This window comes from Cytobacillus sp. FSL K6-0129 (assembly GCF_038007625.1).
GTDB classification, from domain to species: Bacteria; Bacillota; Bacilli; order Bacillales; family Cytobacillaceae; genus Cytobacillus; species Cytobacillus kochii.
Genome location: NZ_JBBOXM010000001.1, coordinates 53,565 through 67,229, shown reverse-complemented (window position 1 = coordinate 67,229; position 13,665 = coordinate 53,565). Strand labels below are relative to the sequence as shown.

Below are 13,665 nucleotides of genomic sequence, written 5' to 3'. Positions count from 1 at the left end.
CGCATCAGTCAGAACCTAAACCATTTTTTATAACTTTTTATAGAAAAAATTCTCTAGTGCCGATTCAATTTCAACAGCATTCGGCAAATTAAGGAGAATATCTATTTTTTTCTCAATCTCTGCCTTATTTAACTTACGTATATGCGCTCTGGTCTTAATAATGGCTGCTGAGTGAACAGAGAACTCATCTAAGCCCATTCCCACTAATAATGGTATTGCGACCTCATTGCCCGCCATATCACCGCAAATACTGACGGATTTCCCTTCTTTATGGGCAGCATCAATGACATTTTTGATGAGTCGTAAAATAGCAGGGTGGTAAGGTTGATATAAATACGAAACCTGCTCATTAGATCGATCGGCAGCCAATGTATACTGAATGAGATCATTTGTACCAATACTGATAAAGTCAACTTCTTTTGCAAATGCCTCAATCATTAGTGCCGTAGCTGGAATTTCGACCATCATACCAAGTTCTATATGACCAATCTCTACCCCTTCTTCTATCAGTTTCTCACATTCTTCTTTGAACATAAGCTTGCCTTGTCTAAACTCTTCAATTACAGCAACCATAGGAAACATAATCTTTAATGTTCCAAACGCACTTGCCCTTATTAATGCGCGTAACTGTGTCCGTAGAATTGATTGTTCACCTAAACAGAAGCGTATTCCTCGTAGGCCTAAAAAAGGGTTCATTTCTTTTGATAATTTTAGATATGGCAGTTCTTTATCGCCACCGATATCAATAGTTCGAACAACTACCGGTTTGCCATCCATAGACTCTAGAACCGATTTATAAACGTGAAATTGTTCTTCCTCAGTCGGTAATTGCTTTTTTTCCATAAAAAGAAACTCGGTTCTAAATAAGCCGATTCCTTCTCCCCCATGCTCGATAACCCCTTTTGCTTCCTCCATACTACCGATATTTCCAACAATAGAGAAATATTGCTCATCGAGTGAAATCGTTCTTTCTTTTGCTAACCAAGATAGTTCGGACAAATCTCTTAAAGTCTGTTCCTGTTTCTTTTCATATTCTTCAATCAATTCAGGCGTCGGGTTAATATGAACGATACCAGTATACCCATCAACGACAAGTACATCACCATTCTCGATATCACCTAAGGCCGTTTTTGTACCCACAACAGAGGGAATATTAAGTGATTGGGCAATGAAGGCAGCGTGAGAGGTTTTACCTCCCACATTTGTCACTGCCCCTTTCACTTTGCTAGGATTCAAAAGTGCTGCGTCTGATGGTGTTAAATCCTCGGATACAATAATTACATTTTCCGTCACCATGGCTGGGTCAAAAACAGGTATCCCTAAAAGATGTGCCTGCAATCGATTGGCAACATCTTTAATGTCTGCTGCTCTTTCTTTTAAATACTCGTTCTCAGTTTGTAATAATAAATGAATATAGTGATCGGTTATTTCTTTCACAGCAAATTCTGCATTATACTGTTTCTTCATTATCCGATCTATCACTGGTTCAATTAATTCCGGATCCCTCAAAACAAGAAGATGTGCATCAAAAATTGTAGCATTTTCAATTCCTGCCTCGGTACTCGCATGCTCTTTAATTTGCTTTAGTTCATCAACGGTTTTTTCGAGTGCTTCATAAAAAAGGTTAACTTCTATCGTACTGTTTTCGACCTTTTTACACTCGATCTTCACATCAATTGGCTCAAAGCGAAAAGCTTTTGCAATAGCGATTCCTTCTGATGCAGGTATCCCTTGTAAGAAAGCCATTATTCCGCAAGACCTTCTTCTTTAAGCATTGTAGCAAGTTGTTCAATAGCTGCCTCTTCATCGTTACCATCAACGATAATAGTAATTTCCGCACCTTTGCCAGCTGCTAATGCCATTACACCCATAATCGATTTTAGATTTACTTTTCTCTCTTTATACTCTAATTGAATATCTGAAGTAAATCTGCTCGCTGTTTGCACCAATTGTGTGGCTGGTCTAGCATGAATTCCTGTTGGTGAAGTTACAATAAATTTTTTCTCTATCATTTTCATCGATCTCCTTTTTCATCACTCTTATATGTAATATAGATATCCATTAGAATAACATATTTTTTAGGATTCTTTTACTATATCACATGTATAAAAAACAAACCTTTTTTAACTTCTAGGTTCAGTTAAATATTGATAAATAACATCCCCACCTCTTTGTGCAATTCCTCTAATGTATTTAAAATCTTCCCTTTTTACAATGACGGAGCGAAAAGTTAAAAAATCTTCTTTTTTCACATAGTACTCTTCAATCTCTTTGTTCTTTAATTTGTTTATGATTTCATCTATTGATGATGCATCCATATTATTCACCTCTGCTTCCTTCTATTTTATAAAAAAAATGCGCTCTTTTAAAGAGAATCAAATAGATTTAGGTTATATCTATAAATCAACGTAAGAACTATGGATGACAGCAAAGGTGGAAAATGTAGACGCTTCACACAAAAGGGTTTGTATTTTTCGTATTATTAGTGTAAATTCCTTTACGAATAAACAGTTTTAGTGCAAAATGGTTATTAACAAAAAATTTGGAAAGAAAAGGGGCAATTTATGTGAAAAAAGCTGAAGTTGGAAACATTATTGAATTTAGAGATGGCTTAAGAGGCATTGTCGAAAAAGTAAATGAGAACTCCGTCATCGTTGACTTGAGCTATATGGAAAACTACAGAGATTTAGAATTAGAACACAGGACAGTAGTAAATCATAAAAACTATAAAATTGTCCAAGAAAATTAATATAAATCCGAGAAATAACTATAAAATAATCGACATTTCATTAAAAAGAAAAGTCCGAACAAAGTGAATTCCTTCATAAGAATTCAGATTTGTTTGGATTTTTTTGTTTCTGCTACTCCTACATCAATGAAAGTTGCGATGCTAACATCTAGTTCCTTCAGACAGAATATATAGTTATCACCCATACCATCTCTCTACTCCAGTTCTACCTATATACTCAACCTTTTCTTTCTCTTTGACATATATTCGTCATAAATATAATCCTCAAATGAGATAATCATATTTTTTTTACTGCTTTTTTGATAGAATAATGATTGGCTTGCATGAAAGGGGTTATATGAAATGCGTAAGAATTCACCTGACATTCGCTTAATTGTCGGGATCGTCCTTGCACATGTACTAATGTATTTCACATTTGAGGACAAATCAATCTTCTGGTATATCTTTAGTGCCACCATGTTATTTCTTATTAGTTTTGCCATTATAAGTATAGAACTAGATCATCAAGAAACCTTTACCCAAAACTTATTATGGGGTACTTTATCAGGGGTTTTTCTATATGGCATTTTTTGGTTAGGTTATACAGGATTAAGTTTTATTGGCCTCTCGATCACAGAACCTGTTGCAAAGCTCTATAGTTATTATGGAGCTAAGAATATATGGCAGTATTTGTTATTAATAGTTCTTTTCGCTCCAGGTGAAGAAATTTTCTGGCGTGGATTTGTACAAAAGAGGGTAATGAACTATACCAATGGTTTTCTTGCTGTTGGCATCTCTTCTATTCTTTTTGCTTCTGTACAGTTTTATTCAGGCTCATGGGCTCTGGTACTGGCAGCATTAATAGCAGGATTATATTGGGGAACCATTTACCTTTGGAAAAGAAGCATTGTTTTACTTATCACTTCACATATTATATTTTCCTTGCTCCTTTTTGTATTCTTTCCTCTAGTATAACCAGAAAGATTTTGTAAAATAGTCGTAAGCATATATTTACTATTTCTTAGCTATTAGCTCCATCCAAAATTATTAGAGGAAAATTGTAACAAGTACGCAGCATTTCTCGTCTAATGCTTTGATCACGTAACTTAGGGAGGAAATTTGTTTTGAAGAACTTTTTAAAATTGTTAACTGTTCCCTTAGCTATCTTTCTATTAGCAGCATGCGGAACATCAGAAACAGACAATGGCAATGGTGAAAATAATAATAGTAATCCACCAAATGAAGAAGTAGATGAAGATGAAGATCAAAATCAAAATGAAAACAAAGAAGATAGCCAAAAAAGTGAAAATGAAATTCGCGTGATGGAGGAAAATTTATCATATGAAATAGACGGTGAAACAAAAGAAGAAACTGCTTTTCTTAAAGAAAGTGACAATCAAGCGTTTTCTTTACATGTTTTACCTGATTTCACCTTAACTGCAGAGGAACCAAATAAAGATATCCTTCATTTAAATGATCAATCTGAGGTGTTTATGCGAATTGAGGTACTTCCTGAAGAAGTAGACATGAAACAACTTGAGGAGAATACAATGATCCAACTTCAATCTGTTAACGAAGAAGTAGAGCATCCTTCTCTTCCTCAAGATGACTTTTTCAAAGATGCTGTTATGATGGAAGCTTCATCTGAAACCGATACAGTAACGGCATTTATTATCCACAATGATTCAGCCCAAGTAAAGCTGACTTTATTTAATAAGAATGAAGATACTAACTATAAAGATGCTTTTATAGAAATGGCAAAAACGATTCATACAAATTAATAAAAAAAGAGACTGTCCTAGCTGTCAGTCTCTTTTTTCATCCATAATAAGATGATAAATGTTAAACTAATATAACCAAATAAAGGATATAAATAGGAAAGCAGTTCTCCATATTCAATGAATGAACCGAAATAGCAGATGGTAAAAATCCCAATCACTGTTACAACCGTAGGAATATTAAAATATTGCCGAATTTGCCTTTCCACTCCAAAAACGTTTCCAATTACTGAAGTAAATATTTCACCATAAATAACAAATACGAATATCCAATATATTGAAGACGCAAGTGACTTCATAATAGCTGCCATAGGGATTTCATAACTTTCTAAATTAGGAATATTCACCAATGACAAATGACTAGAAACTAAAATCATTGTTAGTGCAATCCCACCAAAATATCCTCCCCATTTAATCGTATGTATATCTTTAATATCCGAAGCAACTGGAACTAACACAGCTTGCGCTAACATTAAATTAAATGCGGCATACGTAAATGGAGATACAACTGATTTCCAACCATCCTCAGCAAAAGGAATATATAAAATATTTTCTAAAAAGAAAGGCTGTTGAATAGAGAAAAACAATAAGATGAAACTAAAACTGATCATCATAGGAACGACAACAACGTTTACGGCAAATAATCCTTTTATACCTACAAGCATTGTTATAATTGATAAAGCAATTGTAAATACCACACCAATTGATTTAGATAATCCTAGTTGTTCTTCAAACACAGCACCTGCACCTGAAAGCATAACAGCACAGACACCTAATAACATGATGAGCATTAATCCATTGATAATTAAACCAAAATGCTTTCCAAACAAATGTGTATTTAACTCTTGAAAAGATCTTGCATTTATTTTTGCAGCAATGATCATTAGTTTTGATCCTAAAAACACAAATATATATCCACTCATTAAAATCCCAATTAAACCAATAAAACCAAATCTCGAAAAGAATTCGACGATTTCCCTCCCAGTTGCAAACCCTGCGCCAACAACAGTCCCTACATAAACTGCTGCGATTTGAAAGGAAGCTCCCCAATTAATTTTCGTCAAGTCGATCTCCTCCTTCTCCACAATATATGTAAAGAAGGACAAACAAAGACGAGCTTTTTCTTACGGAATACCTTTTTTCTAATTTTAATAAAAAAAGATAATCAAAATACTTGAAAGTCAAATAAGGTCAAAGTATACTGTATTCACAAGGTCAAAGTTAGTCAAAGTCAAAAGGAGGAAACTTTAATGAAATGTCAAGCATGCAAACAAAATGAAGCGAATGTCAATATGAGATATGCGATTAATGGTAAGGAGACAACCATTCGTCTTTGTCAAAGCTGTTACGAGAATGAAAAACAATCTCTTCCTGCCTTTGGTCCGACGATGAATGGTTTCTCAGGTTTTATACCATTCGATGATCTTTTTAAACAATTGACAAATGAGCAAAATGCTCATCATCAAAGTCAACAACCGAATGAACCATCTCAAAGAAAACAAAGTGGTAGTGGTGGATTCATTGATCAATTCGCTAAAAACTTAACGCAAATGGCTAGAGCGGGTCTCATTGATCCCGTGATTGGTCGAGATAAAGAAATAGCACGAGTAATTGAAATACTAAATAGACGAAGTAAAAACAATCCAGTATTAATCGGTGAACCCGGTGTGGGGAAAACAGCTATCGCTGAGGGGTTTGCACTAAAAATAGCTAATAGTGATGTACCAAAGAAATTACTCAATAAAGAAGTTTACTTGTTAGATGTGGCCTCCCTTGTTTCGAATACAGGTATTAGAGGTCAATTTGAAGAAAGAATGAAACAACTAATAAATGAAGTACAAACACGAAAAAACATAATCCTTTTTATTGATGAAATCCATTTATTAGTTGGTGCGGGTTCAGCTGAAGGATCAATGGATGCTAGCAATATTTTAAAACCTGCACTAGCACGTGGTGAGATGCAATTAATTGGGGCAACTACTCTTTCTGAATATAGAAAAATAGAAAAAGATGCAGCATTAGAAAGACGATTCCAACCAGTTCACGTCAAAGAACCAAGTTTAGAGGAAGCAAGACATATCCTCGAAGGATTAAAAGACAATTATGAAAGCTTCCATGATGTTATTTATACAGAGGAAGCCATCACAGCTTGTGTAGAACTATCGTCAAGATATATTCAAGACCGCTTCTTACCAGATAAAGCAATTGACCTTATGGATGAAGCTGGCTCAAAATTAAACCTAACATTAGGTGTTTCATCTGATGAGGATATTGAATTGCGTTTAAAAGAAATAGCAAAGCAAAAAGAACAGTTGCTTAAAGAAGAAAGGTATGAAGAAGCAGCTCAATTAAGAGATAAAGAAACAGAATTGGAGAAAACTCTTGGTTCAAACACAAGAGAAAGAGCGAAAGTAGAAGTCGAACATATCCAAAAAATCATTGAAGATAAAACCGGTATACCAATCGGAAAATTAATGACAGATGAACAATCTAAGATGAAACATTTACAAGAAAATCTAAACCGTAAAGTTATTGGCCAAGAAGTAGCAGTCGAAAAAGTAGCAAAAGCTATTAGAAGAAGTCGTGCAGGTCTTAAATCTAAACATCGACCTATCGGATCGTTTTTATTTGTCGGACCAACAGGTGTTGGTAAAACAGAATTAACGAAAACATTATCTGAAGAATTATTCGGTACAAAAGAATCTATGATAAGACTTGATATGAGTGAATATATGGAAAAACATAGTGTAGCGAAAATTATTGGTTCTCCTCCAGGATATGTTGGTCATGAAGAAGCAGGACAATTAACAGAGAAAGTACGTAGAAATCCGTATAGCATTATCCTATTAGATGAGATTGAAAAAGCACATCCCGATGTGCAGCACCTTTTTCTACAAATACTTGAAGATGGTCGCTTAACAGATAGTCAAGGTAGGACTGTACACTTTAACGAAACCGTTATTATTATGACAAGTAACGCCGGTGTTCAAACAAAAGAAGTCCAAGTCGGCTTTGCAACGGATAACAACGCTTGGAATGAAGCAAGTATACTCGACTCATTAGGACAATTCTTTAAACCTGAATTTCTAAACAGAGTTGACAATATTGTTGAATTTAAATCATTAACCAAAGAGCATCTTCTTATTATCACTGATTTACTATTAGAAGAATTGAATTTAATCTTAGCACAATCTAATATACACCTAAGTGTGACAGATGAGGTAAAAGCAAAATTGGCACAATTAGGTTATCACCCTGCATTCGGTGCCCGCCCTCTCAGAAGGGTCATTCAGGAACAATTAGAAGATAAGATTGCAGACAAAATTATTGATGAGGAAGAACAAAGCGAATTAACCGCAGTTTTAAAAGAAGATATGATTGTCATTCGATAAAAGGATAATTTCATCAAAAAAGGAGAGGTTTGTTGCCTCTCCTTTTTTCCACATCATTCTTTAAAGTTTTTTATCATCGACTTGATTCAGCCACTTCTCAATTGATCCAACAACGGATTCTACACAACCATCTTCAAAAGGAGAAATCAGATTTGCTTCAGATACTAATCCTGTAAATGATTGGCTACCGCCAAGTTTACATAAATGAAGATAATCATTCCAAGCTTCTTCATGGTTCTCTTGTGATTTTTGCCAAAATTGAAAGGCACAAATTTGCGCTAACGTGTAATCTATATAATAAAATGGCGAGCTATAAATATGGCCCTGTCTTTGCCAATAACCGCCTCTTTCTAGATACTCGTTGTCTTCATAATCTTTATAAGGCATATACTTTTTCTCAATCTTTCTCCATGCTGCTTTTCTTTCCGCTGGAGTAGCTTGATAGTTTTCATAAACCCAATGCTGAAATTCATCAACAGCTACGCCATAAGGCAAGAAAATTAGGGCACTGCTTAAATGGGCAAAGCGATATTTGTCTCCATCTTCTTTAAAAAACGTATCCATCCATGGCCAAGTGAAAAACTCCATACTCATTGAATGTATCTCTGCCGCTTCATGTGTTGGCCATATATATTCAGGAATCTCAAAACCTTTGCTTGCGTAAACTTGAAAAGCGTGACCTGCTTCATGTGTTAAAACATCAATATCCCCTGATGTCCCATTAAAATTAGAGAAGATAAATGGTGCTTGGTAATCCTCAATAAATGTACAATAGCCTCCACTTTCTTTCCCCTTCTTCGCGAGTAAGTCCATTAATTCATTATCAATCATGAAATCAAAAAATTCGCCTGTCTCTGGTGAAAGTTCTTGATACATCGTTTGCCCTTTATTAATAATCCAATCGGAAGAGCCTTTAGGCATTGGATTGCCAGAAAGAAAATTAAACGGTTCATCAAAATACTTTAATGAATCCACGTCAATTCTTACGCGCTGTCTTTCTTTTAATTTAGCGACCATCGGGACAATAAACTCTTCCACTTGTTTTCTAAACTTTGCAACCATATTGGCATCATATCCAATTCTAAGCATTCGATAATACCCTAGTTCAACAAAGTTTTCATACCCTAATTGATGAGCAATCTCTGTTCTTATTTTAACTAAGTCATCATAGATTTGGTCTAGTTTATGTTCGTTATCCGCCAAAAATTGGAACTTAGCCGCACTCGCTTCTTTCCTTAGTTGGCGGTCTTTCGATTCTATGTATGGATCTAGCTGCGCTAATGTTAATTCTTTGCCATCAAAATTTATTTTTGCGGAAGCGATCAACTTATTATAATCACTTGTCAGTTTATTTTCCTTTTGTAGTAATGGTACAATTACCGGCTTGAAAGTTTTCAATTCACTATCAGCTAAAGCAAATAACTGTTTGCCCCATTTGTTTTCGAGCTCTTCGCGAAACTTAGATTGCACTAGTGCTTCGTAAAATTGTGTACTAAGTCCTTCTATCTCTGGGCCTATCTCATCTGTATAATCTTGTTCTTGTTGATAAAATTGATCATTCGTATCAATCGAATGCCTGATCATAACCAAATTTAACATCGTATACAATTTATTTCGTATACGATTAATCTTTTTCATCGCTTCTATTTGTTCCTCAGCTGTTTTTGCTTGTTTAAATGCCAGTAGTGCAGCATCAAATTGAACTTTTGCTTTGTCCATTTGCGGCCTTTTGTATTCATATTCAGGAAATTTCATTCCCTACACCTCCAAGTAATAATCGCTAATTTGTATGTTTTTCATGAAGAAAAAAATTTTAAGCAAGTTAACTCTTTCTATAATAGATTATAAAATCCTGCATATTTATTATTAAATTATGCTCAGGACTTAAGTAGCGACCAACAATGATTAAATTTAATTAGAAATTTTCAATTTTCTTTTAACATAGAATTACTTCACTAAAGTTCACAACTCTATAATAAAAGAAAAAAACGATTCTGTATGAACCGTTTTTATCGATTACTAATAGATAACCCGAGTTTTTTTATTAATTTTATAGCTGTCTCTTTTTCTTCTGCATCTAATTCACTCATTAATTCATGAATATACTCTTCGTGGCCTGGAAATACGTCTTCAATAAACGCCTTACCATCTTCCGATATTTCAGCATAAGTCACTCTTCGATCATTCGGGCATGCAACTCTTCGCAAATACCCTTTACTTTCTAATTTGTCAACTACATACGTAATACTTCCACTAGCAAGCAAAATTTTACCACCTATTTGCTGTAAAGGTTGATTACCTTTATGATATAGTAATTCTAGTACAGCAAATTCAGTTGGATTTAATCCATAGGTTTGAATTTTACGATTAACAATTTCATTAATCGCTCTATTCGCTCTTGAAAGCACAATATATAGTTTGAGTGATTGGCTAGATTCTGTCATGTCTCCAATCCTCCTAAAATAATTTAAAATAGAGATTATTGAATTCAAACTAATTATAAGTAACGAACAGCATACTGTCAATTTCTATATTTTTACTAAAAATACTCATGGATCCGATTTTATGGAGAAGAAAAAGAAAATGAAAAGAAAGAATAATTATTTCCTATATGTAATTATAGTTATTATGCCGTCTATTCTAGGAATGCTTACTATTTATCATTATGTAACAGACCGTGATGAAACAGAAAGATTAAATGACGCAAAGTGGATTGCAACCATTCATCAAAAAAACTGGGATCAATTCATCTCTGAAACAGTTACCACATTAGATATTTTAGCATTATCAATTGACGCTCAAAATGATATGGAAACTGTTCGAGAAGTAGTAAGAAGCACACAATTAACTGACATGAGATATGGCAGCATGTTTCTCCTTGACGCAACAGGTACCTTCGAAACAGGAACATCAGAATTATTAAAGGATCATGACTTTAATAATGATCCGTATATCCAAGAAATTATGCGCACGAATGATTTAATTATATCCGAAGAAGTGGAAACATTAACACCTGAACAACAGGTCATCGGGATTGCAAACCCTATTCTCGATGTTAATTTCCAACTAGAAAGAATTGTAGGTGCACATTTAAGAGTAGATTACATGCAAAATATTATGAGGATGCTTACTCCTGATGCTTCCATCTCCATTACGAACTCTAGTGGTAAGCAAATAATGAATATGAATGGTGGTATAGGTAAGAATGATCAAGTTTATACTTTACCAATTGATCGTCTACCTTGGAATATTGAAGTGAGTGTTTCAGATGTCGCTAGCGGTAATTTACTTAAGCGTACAGCAATCTTCTTCTTTCCCCTTTTTATATTACTTCATATTTTCTTTTTCTTTATAAAATATTTCATGTTAAAAAAACATGCCAAAAATGCTGAGAAAGAAAATGAAATACAGAAACTAGAGCTAGTCGGAAATTTAGCTGCAAGTACAGCCCATGAAATCAGGAATCCACTTACTGGTGTGAAAGGTTTGATCCAATTATTATCAGAGAAACATAAACAAGAAGAAGATCAGTATTATTTCTCTATTATAAATAATGAAATCAGTCGTATCAATGAAATCGTTAGTGAGTTTCTTATTCTTGGGAAACCGACAATTGAAAAGAAAGAACATATTTATGTACAAGACATTATACGTGAACTAGAACCACTTATTAAATCTGAAGCCAACTTAGCCAATATCCACTATGAAGATTCTTTACCAGAAGAACCCGTAGGAATATATTGCAACAAAGATCAAATGAAGCAAGTGTTTTTAAATATCGCCAAAAATGCTCTTGAGTCAATGAGTAGTAATGGATATTTGTCTATATCTCTCACAACAAGCGCTCATCATTGTTATCTCACCATTAAGGATACTGGAGTAGGTATACCAAAGAAAGAGATGGACAGAATCTTTGAACCTTTTTACACTTCTAAAGATTATGGTACAGGTCTTGGACTTGTTGTATGCAAAAGGATTGTCGAAGCAAATAAGGGAGAAATCACAATCGAAAGTAGTGCTTCTAACGGTACAGTTGTGACGATCATTTTACCGCTAGATTCTCATTCATTTGATTCATAAACATATCAATCATAAGGGAAGCCTTATAAAAGATTTGCTTCCCTTATAAGATGGATATGTTTCCTTCTGCTGGAAAGGCTAATAAAAAAGGAATTAACCTATATTTTTTCCATTTCCTACTTTTTGTTTTTTATATGATAGCTAAATGTCATAGGATTCGACTAAGTTCTAACATACGTAGTCTTTCAAGCAATAAGAAATAAAAAAGGATGAAAAATAGTTGTATTTCACATACAACTAATGTTTGAGGATAGAAGTACAAATGGTAACTGAAAAGGATGTCTTTTAGAATATTTCAATTTTTTTAAAGAAAGACTTGATTTTTGTTCATTTAACTCCAATAATTATTTCGTATATTGAATTATTATTACATAAAAGGAGTCCTTCCAATGAGCCAAGCTATTTCTCTTAAAGCCCTTCCTAAACAAGGAAATACTAGCTATCGTATTTTATTTATTATTGGGCTTTGTCATTTGCTAAATGACGCCATTCAGGCGATAATCCCCGCAATGTTCCCTATTTTAGAAAGATCAATGGGACTAAGTTTCACCCAATTAGGAATGATTGCATTTGCATTAAATATTGTTTCGTCTGTTCTTCAACCTGTTATTGGCAACATGACAGACAAAAAACCAATGCCTTTTGCCTTACCCATTGGGTTAACCATTACTTTATTCGGTATCATTGGATTGGCTTTTGCGCCTAAGTATGAATGGATTATCATTTCCGTCATATTTATAGGATTAGGATCTGCTATTTTTCATCCTGAGGGCTCAAGAGTTGCTTACATGGCCGCTGGTCCAAGAAGAGGATTAGCCCAATCCATTTATCAAGTTGGTGGAAATAGCGGTCAATCGCTAGCCCCATTAATTACCGCCTTGGTACTCGTTCCTTTTGGACAAAAAGGAGCTTTATGGTTTACTATTGCCGCTTTTTTAGCTGTTTGTTTTCTCGCCTATATTGCCATTTGGTATGCTAAAAATCTAAGATTGCAAGCAGCTAATAAAAAGGCAAAGAAAAAGGTAGCTGCACATAAACCACTTACTAAATCAGTAAAAATAGCATTAGCTATTGTGCTCATTCTTATTTTTGCCCGATCTTGGTATGTTTCTGGGATGACAAACTTTTATGCCTTTTACGCAATTGAGAATTATGAATTCTCTATCAGCGGCGCACAAACAATGCTATTTGTATTTTTATTAGCTGGTGCTATTGGTACCTTCTTCGGAGGACCTTTAGCAGATAAATTTGGACGTAAGACAATTATATTTTTATCATTGGCCCTATCTTGTCCATTTTCCATACTCATTCCATTTGTGCCAGCTAGTATTGCGTTTGTATTTTTGGCACTTACAGGCTTTATACTGATGCTTAGCTTTTCTGTAACAGTTGTCTATGCACAAGAATTAGTACCTGGTAAAATCGGTATGATGTCTGGCTTAACAGTTGGATTTGCATTTGGAATGGGTGCAATTGGATCGATTGCATTAGGTTATTTAAGTGACTGGGTTGGTATAAACCAGACGATGATGTTCACTGGGTTACTTCCTTTAATCGGGTTCCTCACCCTATCATTACCATCAGATCAAAAAATTGCTGAATGGAATGAATGATTAATGAATGTTAGTTACTATTCATAATTGACATTAAAGAAGAGGTCACATTTTTTATATGACCTCTTTCCTTA

Annotated in this window: 12 protein-coding genes; 6 read left to right on the top strand and 6 right to left on the bottom strand. The window is 34.4% G+C overall.

Annotated features, from left to right (window positions below; genetic code table 11):
• Positions 1 to 27: 27 nt before the first annotated feature.
• The 3 genes from ptsP to MHI57_RS00330 form a co-directional block, all read right to left on the bottom strand.
• The gene (gene ptsP, locus MHI57_RS00340; RefSeq protein ID WP_370873303.1) at positions 28 to 1,746 is read right to left on the bottom strand and encodes a phosphoenolpyruvate--protein phosphotransferase; all 1,719 of its coding nucleotides are present in this window, start codon (positions 1,744 to 1,746) and stop codon (positions 28 to 30) included.
• Positions 1,746 to 2,012 (bottom strand): phosphocarrier protein HPr, encoded by a 267-nt coding sequence (locus MHI57_RS00335; RefSeq protein WP_095369710.1) that lies wholly within the window; start codon positions 2,010 to 2,012, stop codon positions 1,746 to 1,748. Before MHI57_RS00335 ends, ptsP begins: the two co-directional genes overlap by 1 nt.
• Positions 2,013 to 2,123: 111 nt before the next feature.
• Positions 2,124 to 2,318, bottom strand: coding sequence for a hypothetical protein (locus MHI57_RS00330; RefSeq protein WP_307314814.1), 195 nt, complete (start codon positions 2,316 to 2,318; stop codon positions 2,124 to 2,126).
• A 248-nt stretch (positions 2,319 to 2,566) separates the two neighbouring features.
• Here MHI57_RS00330 and MHI57_RS00325 point away from each other — a divergent pair, with 248 nt between their 5' ends.
• The 3 genes from MHI57_RS00325 to MHI57_RS00315 all read left to right on the top strand — a co-directional run bounded on the left by MHI57_RS00325 (position 2,567) and on the right by MHI57_RS00315 (position 4,509).
• Positions 2,567 to 2,749, top strand: a complete 183-nt coding sequence (locus tag MHI57_RS00325; protein ID WP_095369711.1) for a YkvS family protein — start codon at positions 2,567 to 2,569, stop codon at positions 2,747 to 2,749.
• Positions 2,750 to 3,091: 342 nt separating this feature from the next.
• Positions 3,092 to 3,703 carry a CPBP family intramembrane glutamic endopeptidase gene (locus MHI57_RS00320; protein WP_307314702.1) on the top strand — a complete coding sequence of 204 codons (612 nt, stop codon included), beginning with the start codon at positions 3,092 to 3,094 and terminating at the stop codon, positions 3,701 to 3,703.
• Between the two features lie 149 nt (positions 3,704 to 3,852).
• On the top strand, positions 3,853 to 4,509 hold the full coding sequence (locus tag MHI57_RS00315) for a hypothetical protein (protein ID WP_328197229.1): 657 nt from the start codon (positions 3,853 to 3,855) through the stop codon (positions 4,507 to 4,509).
• 17 nt (positions 4,510 to 4,526) lie between these two features.
• On the opposite strand, the gene MHI57_RS00310 is transcribed toward MHI57_RS00315, so the two are convergent.
• Entirely contained in the window at positions 4,527 to 5,570 is a 1,044-nt protein-coding gene (locus tag MHI57_RS00310; RefSeq protein ID WP_233435265.1) for a YkvI family membrane protein, read from the bottom strand.
• Between the two features lie 186 nt (positions 5,571 to 5,756).
• Between MHI57_RS00310 and MHI57_RS00305 the strand changes: the two genes are divergently transcribed.
• Entirely contained in the window at positions 5,757 to 7,898 is a 2,142-nt protein-coding gene (locus tag MHI57_RS00305; RefSeq protein ID WP_340974333.1) for an ATP-dependent Clp protease ATP-binding subunit, read from the top strand.
• A 60-nt stretch (positions 7,899 to 7,958) separates the two neighbouring features.
• On the opposite strand, the gene MHI57_RS00300 is transcribed toward MHI57_RS00305, so the two are convergent.
• A complete protein-coding gene (locus MHI57_RS00300; RefSeq protein ID WP_340974331.1) occupies positions 7,959 to 9,653 on the bottom strand; it encodes a M3 family oligoendopeptidase in 1,695 nt (564 codons plus the stop codon).
• Between the two features lie 254 nt (positions 9,654 to 9,907).
• A complete protein-coding gene (locus MHI57_RS00295) occupies positions 9,908 to 10,342 on the bottom strand; it encodes a MarR family winged helix-turn-helix transcriptional regulator (protein WP_095369716.1) in 435 nt (144 codons plus the stop codon).
• 139 nt (positions 10,343 to 10,481) lie between these two features.
• Here MHI57_RS00295 and MHI57_RS00290 point away from each other — a divergent pair, with 139 nt between their 5' ends.
• Positions 10,482 to 11,978, top strand: coding sequence for an ATP-binding protein (locus tag MHI57_RS00290; RefSeq protein ID WP_095369717.1), 1,497 nt, complete (start codon positions 10,482 to 10,484; stop codon positions 11,976 to 11,978).
• Positions 11,979 to 12,367: 389 nt separating this feature from the next.
• Positions 12,368 to 13,591: an MFS transporter gene (locus MHI57_RS00285; protein WP_340974328.1), complete on the top strand. Its 1,224-nt coding sequence runs from the start codon at positions 12,368 to 12,370 to the stop codon at positions 13,589 to 13,591.
• Positions 13,592 to 13,665: the final 74 nt, after the last annotated feature.